General features: G+C 62.5%; 19 protein-coding genes. 13 read left to right on the forward strand and 6 right to left on the reverse strand.

Going from position 1 to position 17,835, the window contains the following annotated elements:
* The first annotated feature begins 2 nt into the window (after window positions 1-2).
* The gene (locus ACMDB8_RS15610; protein ID WP_056727280.1) at window positions 3-197 is read left to right on the forward strand and encodes a hypothetical protein; all 195 of its coding nucleotides are present in this window, start codon (window positions 3-5) and stop codon (window positions 195-197) included.
* A 14-nt stretch (window positions 198-211) separates the two neighbouring features.
* Here the strand turns inward: ACMDB8_RS15610 and ACMDB8_RS15615 are convergent, their stop codons facing one another.
* Together ACMDB8_RS15615 and ACMDB8_RS15620 are read right to left on the reverse strand one after the other, a co-directional pair.
* The gene (locus tag ACMDB8_RS15615; RefSeq protein ID WP_409078736.1) at window positions 212-565 is read right to left on the reverse strand and encodes a DUF1428 domain-containing protein; all 354 of its coding nucleotides are present in this window, start codon (window positions 563-565) and stop codon (window positions 212-214) included.
* 17 nt (window positions 566-582) lie between these two features.
* On the reverse strand, window positions 583-1,647 hold the full coding sequence (locus ACMDB8_RS15620; protein ID WP_056727285.1) for a hypothetical protein: 1,065 nt from the start codon (window positions 1,645-1,647) through the stop codon (window positions 583-585).
* Window positions 1,648-1,691: 44 nt separating this feature from the next.
* Between ACMDB8_RS15620 and ACMDB8_RS15625 the strand changes: the two genes are divergently transcribed.
* Entirely contained in the window at window positions 1,692-1,973 is a 282-nt protein-coding gene (locus ACMDB8_RS15625) for a hypothetical protein (RefSeq protein WP_409079548.1), read from the forward strand.
* On the forward strand, window positions 1,970-2,230 hold the full coding sequence (locus ACMDB8_RS15630) for a hypothetical protein (protein ID WP_056727286.1): 261 nt from the start codon (window positions 1,970-1,972) through the stop codon (window positions 2,228-2,230). The genes ACMDB8_RS15625 and ACMDB8_RS15630 overlap by 4 nt, the downstream gene beginning before the upstream one ends.
* Window positions 2,231-2,267: 37 nt before the next feature.
* Here the strand turns inward: ACMDB8_RS15630 and ACMDB8_RS15635 are convergent, their stop codons facing one another.
* A complete protein-coding gene (locus tag ACMDB8_RS15635) occupies window positions 2,268-2,504 on the reverse strand; it encodes a hypothetical protein (protein ID WP_056727288.1) in 237 nt (78 codons plus the stop codon).
* A 180-nt stretch (window positions 2,505-2,684) separates the two neighbouring features.
* On the opposite strand from ACMDB8_RS15635, the gene ACMDB8_RS15640 reads away from it, so the two are divergent.
* From ACMDB8_RS15640 to yghX, 6 genes are all read left to right on the forward strand, one after another.
* Entirely contained in the window at window positions 2,685-4,448 is a 1,764-nt protein-coding gene (locus tag ACMDB8_RS15640; RefSeq protein ID WP_056727289.1) for an L-lactate permease, read from the forward strand.
* Window positions 4,449-4,552: 104 nt separating this feature from the next.
* Window positions 4,553-6,052, forward strand: a complete 1,500-nt coding sequence (glcD, locus tag ACMDB8_RS15645; protein WP_409078735.1) for a glycolate oxidase subunit GlcD — start codon at window positions 4,553-4,555, stop codon at window positions 6,050-6,052.
* Window positions 6,052-7,116 (forward strand): glycolate oxidase subunit GlcE, encoded by a 1,065-nt coding sequence (glcE, locus tag ACMDB8_RS15650; protein ID WP_409078734.1) that lies wholly within the window; start codon window positions 6,052-6,054, stop codon window positions 7,114-7,116. The genes glcD and glcE overlap by 1 nt, the downstream gene beginning before the upstream one ends.
* Window positions 7,117-7,119: 3 nt before the next feature.
* Window positions 7,120-8,337 (forward strand): glycolate oxidase subunit GlcF, encoded by a 1,218-nt coding sequence (glcF, locus tag ACMDB8_RS15655; protein WP_223542421.1) that lies wholly within the window; start codon window positions 7,120-7,122, stop codon window positions 8,335-8,337.
* A gap of 19 nt (window positions 8,338-8,356) precedes the next feature.
* Window positions 8,357-8,758, forward strand: a complete 402-nt coding sequence (locus ACMDB8_RS15660) for a heme-binding protein (protein ID WP_223542420.1) — start codon at window positions 8,357-8,359, stop codon at window positions 8,756-8,758.
* Window positions 8,759-8,921: 163 nt separating this feature from the next.
* Window positions 8,922-9,809 (forward strand): YghX family hydrolase, encoded by an 888-nt coding sequence (gene yghX, locus ACMDB8_RS15665; RefSeq protein ID WP_056727303.1) that lies wholly within the window; start codon window positions 8,922-8,924, stop codon window positions 9,807-9,809.
* A 140-nt stretch (window positions 9,810-9,949) separates the two neighbouring features.
* Here the strand turns inward: yghX and ACMDB8_RS15670 are convergent, their stop codons facing one another.
* Window positions 9,950-10,603 carry a peroxiredoxin gene (locus ACMDB8_RS15670; protein WP_056727305.1) on the reverse strand — a complete coding sequence of 218 codons (654 nt, stop codon included), beginning with the start codon at window positions 10,601-10,603 and terminating at the stop codon, window positions 9,950-9,952.
* Between the two features lie 123 nt (window positions 10,604-10,726).
* Entirely contained in the window at window positions 10,727-11,671 is a 945-nt protein-coding gene (locus tag ACMDB8_RS15675; RefSeq protein ID WP_177336493.1) for an aldo/keto reductase, read from the reverse strand.
* A 129-nt stretch (window positions 11,672-11,800) separates the two neighbouring features.
* On the opposite strand from ACMDB8_RS15675, the gene ACMDB8_RS15680 reads away from it, so the two are divergent.
* Window positions 11,801-12,589, forward strand: a complete 789-nt coding sequence (locus ACMDB8_RS15680) for an alpha/beta hydrolase (RefSeq protein ID WP_409078733.1) — start codon at window positions 11,801-11,803, stop codon at window positions 12,587-12,589.
* 141 nt (window positions 12,590-12,730) lie between these two features.
* Here ACMDB8_RS15680 and ACMDB8_RS15685 read toward each other — a convergent pair whose 3' ends face one another.
* A complete protein-coding gene (locus tag ACMDB8_RS15685) occupies window positions 12,731-13,618 on the reverse strand; it encodes a LysR family transcriptional regulator (RefSeq protein WP_409078732.1) in 888 nt (295 codons plus the stop codon).
* A 91-nt stretch (window positions 13,619-13,709) separates the two neighbouring features.
* Between ACMDB8_RS15685 and ACMDB8_RS15690 the strand changes: the two genes are divergently transcribed.
* The 3 genes from ACMDB8_RS15690 to ACMDB8_RS15700 all read left to right on the forward strand — a co-directional run bounded on the left by ACMDB8_RS15690 (window position 13,710) and on the right by ACMDB8_RS15700 (window position 17,812).
* A complete protein-coding gene (locus tag ACMDB8_RS15690; RefSeq protein ID WP_056727313.1) occupies window positions 13,710-15,152 on the forward strand; it encodes an aldehyde dehydrogenase family protein in 1,443 nt (480 codons plus the stop codon).
* Window positions 15,153-15,165: 13 nt separating this feature from the next.
* On the forward strand, window positions 15,166-16,152 hold the full coding sequence (locus tag ACMDB8_RS15695) for a dipeptidase (protein WP_056727315.1): 987 nt from the start codon (window positions 15,166-15,168) through the stop codon (window positions 16,150-16,152).
* Between the two features lie 106 nt (window positions 16,153-16,258).
* Window positions 16,259-17,812 (forward strand): BCCT family transporter, encoded by a 1,554-nt coding sequence (locus ACMDB8_RS15700; protein WP_056727317.1) that lies wholly within the window; start codon window positions 16,259-16,261, stop codon window positions 17,810-17,812.
* Window positions 17,813-17,835 lie beyond the last annotated feature (23 nt).

Below are 17,835 nucleotides of genomic sequence, written 5' to 3' on the forward strand. Positions count from 1 at the left end.
CCATGCGACAGATCATCAGCAAGGAACCATGGTGGGCCAGACCGCCCGAGCCCGGCCAGGATGAACTCAAGCTGGAATGGGGCTGGCTGGTGCATTACAGCGAAGGCGAGCCGCGCTTCGAGTTCATCCGCGAGCGGCCGACGGACGACGAGATCCGCCAGCGCAAGAGTTGCAGGATCACCCCGACGCCGGAGTGATCCCGCGTGCGGCGTCAGGCCTGGAGGAGTACTTCGAACCCGCCGTAGACCATGCGCTGGCCGTCGAAGGGCATCGGATTGACGTCCGGCTTCATGCGCGGATCCTGCATCATCCTGTCCATTCCGGCATTGCGAGTGGCCTTGTCCGGCCAGATGATCCAGCCGAAGGCCACGGTTTCACCGTCCTTGAGCTTCACCGACATGGGAAACGAGGTGACCTTGCCTTCCGGGACATCCTCGCCCCAGCATTCGACCACACTCAAGGCACCGTTTTCCTTGAAGATCGAGGCGGCGACTTCGGCGTGCTTGAGGTATTGCCCGCGGTTGGCGGTGGGTACGGCAGCGATAAAACCATCGACATAAGACATGAGCATTTCTCCTTGGGTCATGGGGTGTTCTGCTGGGTAGTCGGTTGCGATGGCGTCAAATCGACAGTCCCGGCGCTCAAACCGACCGGCGGTGCAGTGCGGTCCGCCAGGCTGCCTTCGATCTGCCCTGCCATGTACAGCGTGCCGGCCATGACGCCGGTCGTCGGGTTCTGCACCAGCTTGAGCCAGGCCTTGTCGAAGGTATTGCCCAGGCTGCTGCGGATCAGCGCCTCACTGTCGGGCCGGTCGTTGGCCTGAATCAGTGCGCGAATGCCCGCCACCCCTACAGTGATCAAACCACCGGCAAGTTTTCCGGCGGCCGCGGCCACGGCGCTGGCGGCCCCACGCGGGGCCATCTCGGCTTCCATCCGCCGGCTGGCGCGCCTGGCCACCGGCGCCATCGCGGTGTCGGTCGAACCCACGCCCCTGTCGCCGCCGGCCTTGTGGATTTTGTCGATCAGCGCGGCGTAGGCCGGCAAGGTGTTCAGCGGATCGGTGTGCACGATCTGGTACAACGAGGCGTTCCGCGCCGGGGGTGGACCGAGGGCGATGGCCGGGATTTTCTGGATACGCCCGTTGAGCTGGGCTATCGGCACGCCGTGGCGGGTAGAGATCTTCTGCAGCTCTTCCTTGAGGATGTCGACGTAGAACGCCACTGACAGGCCCAGAATCGAATCGGGATCGACTTCCAGCGCCACCGGGGCCAGAACCTTCTCTTGATAGGCTTCGAGCAGGTAGGCCGCCAGACGTTTTTCCGATGCGTCCTGCTCGCCCTTGGCGCTGAGGGTGTACCAGCTGACCTTCATCGACAGCCATTCCTGGGTCCAGTAACTGCTGAACCATGGAATGAAGTTCTGTTCGGTCAATTCATAGACCCGGGTACGCCAGTAATCCATGGCACCGCGGGAGTAGATTCGGGTTTGCTCGGTGGCCGACTGCGACGCGGCGACGATCTCCCGGTCCACTTGCTGCCAGGTGCTCGCTGAAACGATGACCGGTGCCGTTTCCACCGGCGCACGCGGGGGTGTGGCGCAGCCTGCCAACACCACCAGCACGGTAATGATCAGCGAACGCAGGTTCACGATGGCGGCTTCCTACAGTTGTCATCGAACCGGAGGTTCGGTGATTGGACAACCTCTGTTTTGAGTATAGGTGGCGGCATGTGCATGGCCGCGAAGGGGGCCGCATCATCAGCACAAAAACCACCATCACTGGCGTCGATATTCACCATCGCCGCGATTGCCTTCCGCTTGTACGCCGTCAGCGTAGGATCGATCCCAAGCCAACACGAAGCCCCGAACCGGAGGGGAACCTCATGCTGATCCATCTGCTGACCTGCCTGGCCCTGACGGCGTTCACATTGAGTGTGTTTGCCTGGTACGTCCTGAGCGAGGAACAAACATCATGATTAACACTGTCACCCTCGCCGTACGTTTCCCGGTGTTCGGCAACAATTTCTACGCGCAGGAATTCGAGTCATGTAAAGAGTTGACTCTGATGTTCGACAAAAATTTCGAGGCGTTGCTGATCCCGGCAGCCGATCATCACTTCAGCAACGAAGTGGTCGGGCTCAATGATCAGTTCCGGTTTTTGAATGACCTGCTGGTCGAGCATCTGCTGGAAGTCGAACTGGCAAAAAGCTCGGCACGTTCGTTCGGGTTCTGACAGCGACCGCCGGTCGCCCGGGCACAGACGGCACCGCTCACAATGTTCGCTGGCTATTGCCGATCCCCTTGGCAATATCGATCCCCCAATCCATCGCCGCTTCCATGTCCAGCATATGCGGCCGTGGGTCGTGGTTTTCATCGATGGCCGTACCGTCCGGCCGATAGATACCGATGAACATGCCCAACGAACCGTCTTTCAATATCTCGGCCGTGACTTTGATGTTGCATCCGTTCGATAGCGTTTCCTTGTGCTCCATATGGCGCTCGGTCATGACTGCATTGCTCCCCTGGCTGAATTCAAACCCTACTGGCCATGCTAGCTCAGCCCTCCGGAATGCGCCGATTGGCAGGACCGGAGGCCTGCCCTGACAGCGGCGCAATGCCACCTATACTGAAGACCACCTCCCCCCCAGGGGATCTGCACGTCCAACAATAAAAAGCAGAGGTGGAACATGGTCTGGCAGCAAGTCTACGATCCGTTCGGTAACCCGGTGCTTTCAACGCTCATGGCGGCGGTGCCGGTGGTGGTGATGCTGGCGTCCCTGGCGTTTTTCCATGTCAAGGCGCACCTGGCGGCATTGCTCGCCCTGGCCTCGGCCTTGCTGATCGCGATCTTCGCCTTCGGCATGCCAGCGGGCATGGCCGGTTCGGCGGCGTTGTTCGGTGCGGCCAACGGCCTGCTGCCCATTGGCTGGATCGTGTTGAACATCATCTTCCTGCACCGCCTGACCACCGAGAACGGTTCGTTCAAGGTGTTGCAAGACTCCCTGGCGCGCATCACCGATGACCGGCGCCTGCAATTGCTGCTGATCGCCTTCTGCTTCGGGGCGTTTTTCGAAGGCGCGGCCGGATTCGGCACGCCGGTGGCGGTGACCGGGGCAATCCTGATCGGGCTGGGGTTTTCGCCACTTGCCGCTTCAGGGCTGGCACTGATCGCCAACACCGCCCCCGTGGCCTTCGGCGCCCTCGGCACGCCGATCATCACCCTGGCCAAGGTCACCGGGCTCGATGAAATGGAACTGTCGATGATGGTTGGCCGGCAGTTGCCGTTCTTCTCGGTGCTGGTGCCGTTCTGGCTGATCTGGGCCTTTGCCGGCTGGCGCAAGATGCTCGAAATCTGGCCGGCGATCCTGGTGGCCGGGGTCAGTTTTGCCGTACCGCAGTTCCTGGTGTCCAACTATCACGGGCCGATGCTGGTGGACGTGATCGCCGCACTGATTTCCATGGCCTGCCTGACCGGTTTCCTCAAGGTGTGGAAACCGGCCACCGTACACACGTCCGCCGCCCTGACCGGCCGGGTCGACAACTCGAAAATCGACGCCGAGCACGACGAAAAGCCCGTACCCACTGCAACCTTTGCCAATGAGGCAAAACCGGCAGTGATGCGGGCGTGGATGCCGTGGCTGATCCTGACGGTCTTCGTGTTCATCTGGGGCACCCAGGGCTTCAAGAACACCTTCGACACCCGCCCCGCCATCGACCCGCAAACCAGTGCCGCCAAGCTCGATCCACAGGGCAAGCCGATGCGCGAGGCGAATCCGCTGTTTGCGCCGGTCGTGACCTTCACCACCCTGCACTTGCAGGTCGAGAAAGTCCCGCCCGTGGTGGCCGCGCCGAAAACCGAAGAAGCGGTATACAAGTTCACCTGGTTCACCGCCACCGGCAGCGGCATTCTGCTGGCGGCGATTGTCGGCGGTTTGCTGATGGGGTACTCGATCCCGCAACTGATTCACCAGTACCTGCGCACTCTGTGGGTGGTGCGTTATTCGCTGATCACCATCGCGGCAATGCTCGCGCTGGGCTTCCTCACCCGCTACTCGGGGCTTGATGCGACCATGGGCCTGGCTTTCGCCGCGACGGGCATTTTCTACCCGATGTTCGGCACCCTGCTCGGCTGGCTCGGCGTGGCGCTGACCGGCTCGGACACGGCGTCCAACGTGCTGTTCGGCGGTTTGCAACGGGTGACGTCCGAGCAACTGGGCATCAGCCCGGTGTTAATGGCCGCCGCCAACAGTTCCGGCGGGGTCATGGGCAAGATGGTCGACGCCCAGTCGATCGTGGTCGCCTCCACCGCCACCCGCTGGTACGGCCATGAAGGGGAAATCCTGCGCTACGTGTTCTTCCACTCGATTGTGCTGGCGATCCTGGTCGGTGGCCTGGTGACGCTGCAGGCCTACGTCGCGCCGTTCAGCCACATGGTGGTGGGCGGGCACTGAATCGACCCCACATGGTACGTCGTGCAGACAAACATCCCAATGGACAGTCGGCTGTATCAGGCCAATGATGAAGGTCAGTGGCCTCCTGCGAGAATCGTGAACCCATGAACATTCTCTACGATGAACGCGTTGACGGCGCCCTGCCCGATGTCGACAAACAGGCGCTGTTGCAGGCCCTGCAAACCCGCTTGCCGAATCTGCAAGTCCTGCATCAGCGCGAGGAACTCAAGCCCTACGAATGCGACGGCCTGTCGGCCTATCGCACCACGCCGATGCTGGTGGTGCTGCCCCGGCACATCGAGGAAGTCCAGGGGGTGCTGCGGGTTTGCCATGAACTGCACGTCCCCGTCGTGGCCCGTGGCGCCGGCACCGGGTTGTCCGGCGGTGCGCTGCCCCTGGAGAAAGGCGTGCTGCTGGTGATGGCGCGCTTCAACAACATCCTGCACATCGATCCCGCCGCCCGCACTGCGCGGGTACAGCCCGGTGTACGCAATCTGGCGATCTCCCAGGCGGCGGCACCCTTCGGCCTGTATTACGCGCCGGACCCATCCTCGCAAATCGCCTGCTCCATCGGCGGCAACGTCGCGGAAAATGCCGGTGGCGTGCACTGCCTGAAGTACGGCCTGACCGTGCATAACGTGCTCAAGGTCGACATCCTCACCGTCGATGGCGAGCACCTGAACCTGGGCTCCAACGCCCTCGACGCCCCCGGTTTCGACCTGCTGGCGCTGTTCACCGGGTCCGAAGGCCTGCTCGGGGTGATCACCGAGGTCACGGTCAAGCTGCTGCCCAAGCCCCAGACCGCCAAAGTGCTGCTGGCGGCGTTCGACTCCGTGGAAAAAGCCGGGCGCGCCGTCGGTGACATCATTGCCGCCGGCATCATCCCCGGCGGCCTGGAAATGATGGACAACCTGGCCATCCGCGCCGCCGAGGACTTCATCCACGCCGGTTATCCGGTGGATGCCCAGGCCATTCTGCTGTGCGAACTCGACGGCGTTGAAGCCGATGTCTCGGATGACTGCGAGCGGGTGCGCCAGGTGCTGCAACAGGCCGGCGCCATCGAGGTGCGCCAGGCCAGGGACGAAGCCGAGCGCGTGCGTTTCTGGGCCGGGCGCAAGAATGCCTTCCCGGCGGTGGGCCGCCTCTCGCCGGACTACTACTGCATGGACGGCACCATCCCCCGTCGCGAACTGCCCGGCGTGCTGCACGCCATCGCCGAGCTCTCGAAGGAATACGGTCTGCGGGTGGCCAACGTGTTCCATGCCGGCGACGGCAACATGCATCCGCTGATCCTGTTCGATGCCAATCAACCCGGTGAACTTGATCGCGCCGAAGCCCTGGGCGGCAAGATCCTGGAGTTGTGCGTGAAAGTCGGCGGCAGCATCACCGGTGAACACGGCGTGGGCCGCGAGAAGATCAACCAGATGTGCGCGCAGTTCAACAGCGATGAGCTGACCCTGTTCCATGCCGTCAAGACCGCCTTCGACCCCGGTGGCCTGCTCAACCCCGGCAAGAACATTCCGACCCTGCACCGCTGCGCCGAATTCGGTGCCATGCACATACACGGCGGTCAGTTGCCCTTCCCCGAGCTGGAGCGTTTCTGATGCGCAGCCCTGAAGATTTCGATGACAGCCAGTCACTGCTGGAACAGGTCAATCAGGCGCTGGAAAACGCCACGCCGTTGCGCATCCAGGGTTCCAACAGCAAAGCCTTTCTCGGGCGCACCACGGCCGGGGAAATTCTCGACACCCGTTCGCACCGGGGCATCGTCAGTTACGACCCGACTGAACTGGTGATCACCGCCCGTTGCGGCACACCGTTGTCGCAGCTGGCGCAGGTGCTGGACGCCGCGCAACAGATGCTGCCCTGCGAGCCACCGTCCTTCGGCGACGGCGCCACCGTCGGCGGCATGATCGCCTGCGGGCTGTCCGGGCCAAGGCGCCCGTGGTCCGGTTCGGTGCGGGATTTCGTGCTCGGCACGCGGGTCATCACCGGCCACGGCAAGCTGTTGCGCTTCGGTGGCGAGGTGATGAAAAACGTCGCCGGCTACGACCTGTCGCGCCTGATGGCCGGTAGTTACGGCAGCCTCGGGCTGATCACCGAAGTTTCCCTCAAAGTGCTGCCCAAACCCCGGCAAGCCTTAAGCATCAGCCTGGAAATGGACGCCGAACGGGCCTTGCTGCGCCTGGCGGAATGGGGCCAGCAGCCGTTGCCGATCAGTGCGGCCTGTCACGACGGTTCGCGCCTGCACCTGCGACTGGAGGGCGGCGAGGGATCGGTGGCGGCGGCCCATGAGCGCCTCGGTGGCGAACGTCTGGAGGCTTGCTGGTGGGACGATCTCAATGAACAGCGCTTGAGTTTCTTCGATCAAGACCAACCGCTGTGGCGCCTGTCGTTGCCACACAACACGCCGCTTTTGTCGCTGCCGGGGCGCCAGTTGATCGACTGGGGCGGTGCCCAGCGCTGGCTGAAATCCGATGCCGATGCCGCGTACATCCGCCAGGTCGTCGACGAGGTCGGCGGCCATGCCACCTGCTTCAGCCACGGCCTGTCCGACAGCCCCTTCCATCCGCTGCCACCGGCGCTGATGCGTTATCACCGCAACCTCAAACAACAACTCGATCCACTGGGCATCTTCAACCCCGGACGCCTGTACGCGGAGCTATGAACCATGCAGACGACCTTGAGTGAACGCGCCAGCCATCTGCCCCGCGCCGCAGAAGCCGAAAGCATCCTGCGCACCTGCGTGCACTGCGGGTTTTGCAATGCCACGTGCCCGACCTATCAATTGCTCGGCGATGAACTGGACGGACCACGGGGCCGTATCTACCTGATCAAGCAGGTGCTGGAAGGCAACGACGTCACGCAAAAGACCCAACAGCACCTGGACCGCTGCCTGTCGTGCCGCAACTGCGAAACCACCTGCCCGTCGGGCGTCGATTACCACAACCTGCTGGACATCGGCCGGGCGGTGGTCGATGCGGCGGTGCCGCGCCCGCTGGGTCAGCGCCTGTTGCGCGAGGGGTTGCGCCAGACTGTGCCGCATCCAGAGCTGTTCAAGAGCCTGGTCAATGGCGGCCAGGTGTTCCGCGCGCTGCTGCCCGGCACCCTGCAAAGCAAATTGCCGCGCAATGCACCGCCGGCCAAACAGCGCCCCGTGACCGTGCGTGAGCGTCAGGTGCTGATGCTCGAAGGTTGCGTGCAGCCCAGCCTGTCACCCAACACCAACGCCGCGGCGGCGCGGGTGCTGGACCGGTTGGGGATCAGCGTCATCGCGAGCCGCGAAGCCGGTTGCTGCGGCGCCGTGGACTACCACCTGGACGCCCAGGCCATCGGCCTCGACCGTGCCCGGCGCAACATCGACGCGTGGTGGCCGGGCATCGAAAAAGGTGCCGAGGCGATTGTGCAGACGGCCAGCGGTTGCGGCGCCTTCATCAAGGATTACGGCCACCTGCTCGCCAGCGACCCGGCCTATGCCGACAAGGCGAAAAAGGTCAGCGCGCTGGCCCGGGACCTGGTGGAGGTGTTGCGCGACGAACCGCTGGAAAAACTTGGCATTCACGCCTCGCAACGCCTGGCTTTCCATTGCCCCTGCACCTTGCAGCACGGGCAGAAACTCGGCGGTGCCGTGGAAGCGCTGCTGACCGGACTCGGTTTCAACCTGACCTCCGTCCCCGACGGCCACCTGTGCTGCGGTTCGGCGGGCACCTATTCGCTGACCCAGCCCGAACTCTCGCGACAACTGCGCGACAACAAGCTCAACGCCCTGGAAAGCGGCCATCCCGAGGTCATTGTCACGGCCAACATCGGCTGCCAGTCGCACCTCGACGGCGCGGGCCGAACCCCGGTGCGACACTGGATCGAACTGGTCGAAGCCGCCCTGCCTTAACCGAACCCTGGAGATGCCCATGAACAGCAAAGCCGTCCTGAGCCAGGCCGAAGTCGGCCAGATCATCAAAGCCGCCCGCGCCGAAGCACAGGCCAATCAATGGGCCGTGACCATAGTGGTGGTCGATGACGGCGGCCACCCGCTGGCCCTCGAACGCCTCGACGGCTGCGCCCCCGGCAGTGCCTACATCGCCACCGAAAAGGCCCGCACTTCAGCCCTCGGGCGGCGCGATTCGAAAAGCTATGAGGACATGGTCAACGCCGGGCGCTACGCTTTCCTGTCAGCACCCTTGCTGACTTCGCTTGAGGGTGGCGTGCCGATTGTTTTCGATGGCCAGGTGATTGGTGCCATCGGGGTGTCGGGCGTCAAGCCCGGGCAGGATGCGCAGGTGGCCAAGGCCGGGGCGCAGTGCCTGAAATAAGATGTCGGCATCACCATTCCCCCTGTGGGAGCGAGCTTGCTCGCGATAGCGGCAGACCAGTCGACATCGATGTTGAATGACACTCCGCCATCGCGAGCAAGCTCGCTCCCACAAGGTCCGTCCCACAGAGTCCGTGTTAAACCAGCCGAGAGGAGTTGCAGCCATGACCCGTCTAACTGCCAAAGATTTCGCCCCTGAACTGCTGGAACTCTACGACTACTACGCCCACGGCAAGATCAACCGCCGGGAGTTTCTCGATCGCGCGGCGTTGTTTACCTTCGGCGGTTTGACCGCTGGAGCCCTGCTCGCCGCGCTAAGCCCAAACTATGCGCTGGCCGAGCAAGTCGAGTTCACCGATCCGGACATCATTGCCGAATACATCACCTACCCCTCGCCCAAGGGCCACGGCCAGGTTCGCGCTTATCTGGTGCGTCCGGCCAAGGCCACCGGCAAGGTGCCGGCGGTGGTGGTCGTGCACGAAAACCGTGGGCTCAACCCCTACATCGAAGACGTGGCCCGGCGTGTGGCCAAAGCCGGGTTCATCGCCCTGGCCCCGGATGGCCTGAGTTCGGTCGGCGGTTATCCCGGCAATGACGACAAGGGCCGCGAGCTGCAGGCCAAGGTTGACCCGGAAAAGCTCATGAACGACTTTTTCGCCGCCGTCGAGTGGATGATGAAACACCCTGCCGCCACTGGCAAAGTCGGCATCACCGGGTTCTGCTACGGCGGTGGCGTGACCAACGCCGCCGCCGTGGCCTATCCGGAACTGGGGGCCGCCGTGTCGTTTTATGGCCGTCAGCCAACGGCCGAGGAAGTGCCCCGGATCAAGGCCCCGGTGATGTTGCACTATGGCGAACTGGATACGCGGATCAACGAAGGCTGGCCCGCCTATGAGACAGCGTTGAAGGCCGGGGGCAAGACCTATGAGGCCTATATCTACCCTGGCTGCAACCATGGCTTTCACAATGATTCGACACCGCGTTATGACGAGGCGGCGGCGAAGCTCGCGTGGGAGCGGACGTTGGGTTGGTTTCGCAAGTATCTGGTTTGACCAGAGGTTGAGGCCGGCAGGGCTGGCCTCATCGCGAGCAAGCTCGCTCCCACAGGGTCCGAGTCGAAGCACCTGTCTGTGAACGACTCAGGAACCTGTGGGAGCGAGCTTGCTCGCGATGGCGGCATCACTAATGGCGACTACTTCGGCTGAGCCACGGTCCGCAGATACGGCTTCAGGGTCTTGAAGCCATCCGGGTATTTCTTCTTCGCGTCTTCGTCAGACACTGAAGTCGGGATGATCACGTCTTCACCCGGCCGCCAGTTAACCGGCGTGGCAACGGTGTGCTTGGCATTGAGTTGCAGGGAATCGAGCAGACGCAGCACTTCATCGAAATTGCGCCCGGCGCTCATCGGGTAGATCAGCATGGCCTTGACCTTCTTGTCCGGGCCGACGATGAACACCGAACGCACCGTGGCGTTGTCCACCGCCGTGCGCGCGCCGCCGCTGGCATTAGGGTGAATCATGTCGTAGAGCTTGGCCACCACCAGGTTTTCGTCGCCGATCAGCGGATAGTTGACCGCCGTGCCCTGGGTCTCGGCGATGTCGCCGACCCAGCGGTTATGGTCACTGACCGGGTCGACGCTGAGGCCCAGGACCTTGGTGTTGCGCTTGTCGAATTCCGGCTTGAGTTTGGCCAGGTAACCCAGTTCGGTGGTGCACACCGGGGTGAAATCCTTGGGATGGGAAAACAGGATGGCCCAGCCATCGCCGATCCATTGGTGAAAATTGAGGGTGCCTTCAGTGGTGTCGGCGGTGAAATCCGGTGCTTCGTCGCCAATGCGGATAGCCATGTTCGATCTCCTTGCAGTGATGGACAGGGACGCCGTCAGGGCAGCGAATGCACTTCCCACGGCATGGACGCGAATCAGTATAGGAGAGGTTCGAGGACTCGCCGCGACGGGTTGAACACGTCGCTAGCCCACCAGCGCAATCAATTGCTGACGCTGGGCATCGGTCAGCATCGGGCCGAAACCGGCCCGGGCATTTTCCGCCATGTAGCGCGGGTTGCCGGTGCCGGGAATCACGCAGGTCACCGCCGAATGTGACAGCAGGAACTTCAGCGCCAGTTGCGGCCAGCTCTTGACCCCGACCTGCGCCGCCCAGCCTGGCAGCGGCTTATCTTTCAGTTTGGCCAGCAAGCCGCCACCGCCAAAAGGCCGGTTGCAAATCACCGCCACGCCCCGCTCGCGGCACAACGGCAGCAGGCGTTTCTCGACGCCGCGATCATCCAGGGCGTAGTTGATCTGCAAGAAATCCACTGGCTCGGCCTTGAGTACCGCTTCCACTTCTTCATAGGCCGATGCCGTGTAATGGGTGATGCCGATGTAGCGGATACGCCCTGCTTCCTTCCAGTGGCGCAGGGTCGGCAGGTGCGTCTGCCAGTCCAGCAGGTTGTGGATCTGCATCAGGTCGATCCGGTCGGTCTGCAACAGGGCGAAGGATTGTTCCATCTGCGCGATGCCTTCTTCGCGGCCCCGGGTCCACACCTTGGTGGCCAGGAAGGCCGGCGAGCGCGGCTCATGGATCGACAGCAACTCGCCTATGGTCTGTTCGGCGCGACCGTACATCGGCGAGCTGTCGATTAGCTTGCCACCCTTGTCGAACAAGGCATCCAGCACTGCGGGCAAGTCCTTGTAGGCCGGTTGCGAAGGCTCGACATCGAATCCGCGGTAAGTGCCCAAGCCTACGATCGGCAAGGACTCGTTGCTGGAAGGAATGACGCGGGTCTGCATGGTCTTGCCTCCTGTTCCCGTCGACGGCGCGGGTTGTGCCCCCGCCTGACCGAAGGTGAAGACCGCCGAAGCACCGGCAGCCAGCGTGAGTACTTCTCTACGGGTGTAACCCTCAGGATGGCTCATAAAACGTTTCTCACCAGTCGCCAGGGTCCGGGTTGTTGCGCCGACAACCCGGATAACCCGCGCCAAGGGTCGATTGACTACACTCAGAAAGCCTTGCGGCGCCAGCCACTTTCAAACCCCGAGCAGTCAATGCCGCCCACTAACGTTAGTCGAATGTCACGCACCTTGTTGTTACTCGTCGTCATCGTCGCTGCGTTGTACCTGGCGCTGTGCGTGGCGCTGTTCGTGTTCCAGCGGGCGCTGATCTACTACCCGCAACCACGCGCCGTCGGGACCGCCGGGACGCTGCTCACCCTGCCGGTCGCTGACGCGCAGGTGCTGGTTTCCATCCGACCGCACGAAGGTCCCAACGCACTGATTTATTTTGGCGGCAATGCCGAAGACGTCTCGCACAACCTGCCCGGGTTCTCTCAAGCGTTCCCTGACTACGCCCTGTACCTGCTGCATTACCGTGGTTATGGCGGCAGTTCCGGCTCGCCTTCCGAAGAGGCCATTGCCCGCGACGCCATCACTTTGTTCGACCAGGTACATGCCAGCCATCCGCATGTGGCGGTGGTCGGCCGCAGCCTGGGTTCCGGGGTGGCCGTGCGCCTGGCCAGCGAACGCCCGGCCGCGCGACTGGTGCTGATCACGCCCTACAACAGCCTCGAAGGGCTCGCCGCCCGGCAGTTTCGCTGGTTTCCGGTGCGCTGGTTGTTGAAGGACAAATACCCGTCCTGGCAGTACGCCGCCCGCATCACGGTGCCGACACTGTTGATCGCGGCCGAGCATGACGAGGTGATTCCGCGCCCGAGCACCGAACGTTTGTACACGCACTTCACCAAAGGCGTGGCGTCATTGCGGGTGATACCGGGGACGGGGCATAACTCGATCGGCGAAAGCCCTGAATACTTAAAGGCGCTGGGGGATGGGTTGTAGCAAGCAAGGTAGAACATACCTGTGACCTGTGGCGAGGGAGCTTGCTCCCTCGCCACAGACAAGCCCTTAAGTCGCCGCGCACGATTACCCGCAGTTGCGTCCGAGCGCCCCCCCCCCGGAGCCCCCACACGAACACTGACCTTACAGATCGATCAACTGCATGTTCGCTTTGAGAAAGCCCATCAACTCGGCTGCCGCTGGCGACAGGCTGTGCCCCTTGCGGCACAGAATGCCGATCTGGCGTTCCAGCCGCGGTTCTGAAAGCGGCAGGAACGTCAGTTTCTCATTGCCCTGCGGGAACGCCAGGGACGGCAACGTGGTGATGCCAATGCCCTCTTCAAGCATCGCAATCAGCGAAATCATGTTGGAGACGAACAGCAGACTGCTGTCCAGCAACCCCGCCGCTTCCGTGCCCGCGAGCAAGCGCGAGGTGCCATTGCGCACTAACGGATAGGCTTGCAGGCTCGACCAATGCAGTGCCTCACCCTGGGCCACCAACGGATGATCGTGGCGGCAGACCACACCCACCCGATCACTCAGGATCGGCACGAACTCAATGTTTTCGTCGGCCGCCCACACGCTACTGATCGCAAAATCCACCTGCCCCTGGACCAACAACTGCTGCACGCTGTCGGCATTGCCGTCCTGCATGCTGATCTGCATTTTCGGGTGCTCGCTGACAAACCGCGCGAGCAGATGCGGCAACAACCGACTGGCCACCGACGGCACCGTAGCGATGCTCACCTGACCGATTTCATGCCGCGCCAGCAAACTGACTTCCCGGGCGATGCGGTCGTGATGCGCCAGTAAATCCTGGAACAGCGGCAAACAGTGCTCGCCGAATGGCGTCAGTTCGGTTTTGCCGCCCTTTTCGAATAATGGCTGGCCGAGTTTCAGCTCCAGTTCGCGCACAGCCAGGGACAGCGCCGGTTGCGTGCGATAGGCCTGCCTTGCCGCGCCATGGAAGCTTTTCAACTGGGCAACCAGGACGAAATAGCGCAGTTGGGTAATCTTCAGCTCGGGAAGCACGGTAAGTTTTCCTTATCATTTCATATTTATTATTAATTTTTATTTGCAGACTAATACTCTCAAGATGGGGCCAACGCAATCGGAGGTTCCCATGGCACTGCAACCCTACAAAAACTACATCGGCGGCAACTGGTGCGAAGGCCAGGGCGTTATCGCCAACCACAGCCCTTCGGATGTTCAAGACCTCATTGGCCATTACCACCAGGCCAGCGCCGAGCAGACGCTGGATGCCATCGCCGCCGCCCGCGATGCCCAGCCGCAATGGGCCGCCAGTGGCCTGGAGCAGCGCCAGCAAGTATTAATGGCCATCGGCAACGAGTTGATGGCGCGTAAGGAAGAACTCGGCGAACTGCTCTCCCGGGAAGAAGGCAAGCCGCTGGCCGAGGGCGTCGGCGAAGTCAATCGCTCCGCGCAGTTCTTCCACTACTACGCGGCTGAAGTGCTGCGTCAGATGGGTGAGACAGCCGCCTCGGTACGTCCCGGCATCGAGATCGAAGTCCAGCGTGAACCGGTCGGCGTGATCGGCATCATCACGCCGTGGAATTTCCCCATGGCCACCGCCGCGTGGAAGATCGCCCCGGCCCTGGCCTTCGGCAACGCCGTGGTGTTCAAACCGGCAAACCTGGTACCGGCCAGTGCCTGGGCCCTGACTGAAATCATCAGCCGCCAGGCCTTGCCCGCCGGCACCTTCAACCTGGTCATGGGCAGCGGCGCGGTGGTTGGCGAAAGCCTGATCCAGTCCGCCGACATCGATGCGTTGACCTTCACCGGTTCCCTGCAGACCGGTCGCCGCGTCGCGGTCGCCACCGCCGGCAATCTGGTGCGTTGCCAACTGGAAATGGGCAGCAAGAACGCCTTGGTGGTGCTCGATGACGCCGACCTCGAAATCGCCGTGGAATGCGCGTTGAACGGCGCCTTCTTCGGTACCGGGCAAAAGTGTACGGCCTCTTCGCGATTGATCGTCTGCGACGGCATCCATGACCGCTTCGTCGAGGCGCTGGTGGCACGCATGCGTCAACTGAAGGTCGGTCATGCGCTCGGACAAGGGGTGCAGATCGGCCCGGTGGCTGAAGCCCGGCAACTGGAGCAGAACCTTCATTACCTGCAACTGGCCGAAGACGAAGGCGCAACCCTGGTCGAGGGCGGCGAACTGCTGAACCTGCAACCGGCCGGGCACTACATGCGCCCCGCCCTGTTCACCAACACCCACAACAGCATGCGCATCAATCGCGAAGAGGTTTTCGGGCCGATTGCCTGTGTGATCCGGGTCGGCGATTACGAAGAAGCCCTCGCCGTGTTGAACGACACCGAATACGGCCTCACCGCCGGGATCATCACCCAGTCGCTGCGTTATGCCAGCGACTTCAAGCGCCGTGCCCGCACCGGTTGCGTCATGGTCAACCTGCCCACCGCCGGCACCGATTACCACGTGCCGTTCGGCGGCCGCAAAGCCTCCAGCTTCGGGCCGCGCGAGCAAGGGCAGTACGCCCGCGAGTTCTACACCGTGGTCAAGACCACCTACGTGCGTCCTTGAACAGGAGATCACCATGCACGATTTATTGATGATCGACGGCCTGCAATATTCCCACTGGAACGAAGAGATCTTTCGCCAGATGCAGGCCGGTGGCCTGAGCGCGGTGCACGCCACCATCGCCTACCACGAGAACGCCAGGGAAACCCTGTCGCGCATCGGCGAATGGAACCGGCGCTTCGAAACCTGGCCCGAGCTGATTCGTCCGGTGCGCGAGGCTTCGGACATTCGCCTGGCACACCAGGAAGGCCGCGTCGGGATTTTCTTCGGATTCCAGAACTGCTCGCCGATCGAAGACGACATCAGCCTGGTGGAGGTTTTCCGCCAGCTCGGCGTACTGATCATGCAGCTCACCTACAACAACCAGAGCCTGCTGGCCAGCGGTTGCTACGAGACCGAAGACAATGGCATCAGCCGTTTCGGCCGCCAGGTGATCCGCGAGATGAACCGCGTCGGCATGCTGATCGACATGTCCCACAGCGCCGAGCGCAGCACCCTGGAAGCCATCGAGTTGTCGAGCCGGCCGGTGATCGTCTCCCACGCCAACCCGTCGAGTTTCCACGCGGCCAAACGCAACAAGTCCAACGCGGTGTTGCGCGGCATCGCCGAGTCCGGCGGTCTGCTGGGTTTCAGTACTTACCCGTTTCACCTCAAGGGCGCGTCGGGCTGCACCCTGGAATCGTTCTGCGACATGGTCGCCAGCACGGCGGAGCTGATGGGCGTCGAACACATCGGCATCGGCACCGACCTGTGCCAGCAACAACCCCTGCAAGTGCTCGAATGGATGCGCAACGGGCGCTGGAGCAAAGACAAGGATTACGGCGAAGGATCAAAGGACAACGCCAACTGGCCGGCACCGCTGCAATGGTTCCGCGACAGCCGGGATTTCCCGGTCATCGCCCAGGGCCTGCGCGACCGTGGCTTCGCCGAGGACGAGGTACGCAACATCATGGGACTCAACTGGTTGCGCCTGCTGGAAAACGCTACGACGGCGCAAGACTGACTCTTGATCGACACCGTGAGGACAGCATGAAAAATAACAACAATAGCCTCCCGTTCATCTCCCCGACCGGCGATGCACAGCCCCAGGCGCGTATTTTGGAGGCATCATGAAAACATCCGACTCCCTGCAAGCCGACGTCCAGCCACTGGACCTCGCACCGCCGAAAAAAGACATCGACTGGCCGCTGTTTTTAATCAGTGGCGGCTTCCTCGGCGCCTTCCTGATCGCGGCACTGATCAACATCGATGGCGTATCGCTGTTGGTGAATACGCTGTTCGCCTGGTCGACGAAGTTCTTTGGCTTGTACTGGCAGATCCTGATGCTGGCGACCTTCGCCATGAGCCTGTTCATCTGCTTCAGCAAATGCGGGCGGGTACGCCTGGGCGGCGTCGACCAGCGTCCCGATACCAGCACCTTCAATTGGATCGCCGTGATCATGTGCGCCCTGCTCGCCGGTGGCGGTGCGTTCTGGGCGGCAGCGGAACCGATGATGCACTTCGCCAGCCCGCCACCGTTGTTCGCCGGGGTGCAGCCTCACACCGAAGCCGCCGCACACGCTGCGCTCGCGCAATCGTTCGTGCATTGGGGCTTTCTGGCCTGGGCAGTGCTGGGCAGCCTGCTGGCCATCGTGCTGATGCATTTGCACTACGACAAAGGCTTGCCACTGGCACCGCGTACCCTGCTCTATCCGTTGTTCGGTGAGCGTGCGCTCAAGGGCCCGATCGGCACGCTGGCGGACGCCACCTCGATCATCGCCGTCGTCGCCGGGACCATCGGCCCGATCGGTTTCCTCGGCCTGCAAATCAGCAGTGCGTTGCATTCGGTCTGGGGCATTCCCAATGACCTGATGGTGCAGTCCATCACCATCGTGCTGGTCACGGTGATGTACACCATTTCCTGCCTGGTCGGCCTCGAAGGCATCCGCTTCGTCAGCGGGATCAACGTCTGGCTGATGATCGGCCTGGCGGTGTTCATGGTGCTGCTGGGGCCCACCGCTTTCATTCTCGGCGGCTTTCCCACCGCGTTCGCCTTGCACCTGGAGCAGTTCATTCCGATGACCCTGTTCCGCGCCGATCCGAAATGGCTGGACTGGTGGACGGTGTTCTACTGGGGCTGGTTCATTGGCTACGCGCCGATGGTCGCCCTGTATGTGGCGAAGATTTCCCGTGGCCGGACCATCCGTGAAGTGATCATGACCCTGTCGATCATCGCACCGCTGGTCACCATGTTCTGGTTCACCATCGTCGGTGGCGCCGGCATCGGCATGGAATTGCAGACGCCAGGCATCGTCACCGCCCACGGCGCGCAGCCCGAAGATCTGCTGCTGGGCGTGACCCAGAACCTGCCCCTGGGTGGACTGATCTCGGCGCTGTTCCTGTTCCTGAGCTTCATTTCCGTGGCCACCAACGGCGATGCGATGGCGTTCACCGTGGCGATGGCCATGTCCAGCAATGACAAGCCAAAGCCATGGTTGCGTGCCTTCTGGGCCATCGGCATGGGCCTGGCCGCGGTGGTGTTGATCACCATTGGTTCTGGCGGGGTCACGGCGCTGCAATCCTTTATCGTAATTACTGCCGTACCGGTTTCACTGCTGATCCTGCCGTCGCTCTGGGATGCTCTGCGCATCGCCCGGCAGATGGCTCGCGAACAGGCAGTCTGACGATGAACAGTTCAGGAATCGCA

The organism is Pseudomonas monachiensis (assembly GCF_047345015.1).
GTDB lineage: Bacteria > Pseudomonadota > Gammaproteobacteria > Pseudomonadales > Pseudomonadaceae > Aquipseudomonas > Aquipseudomonas monachiensis.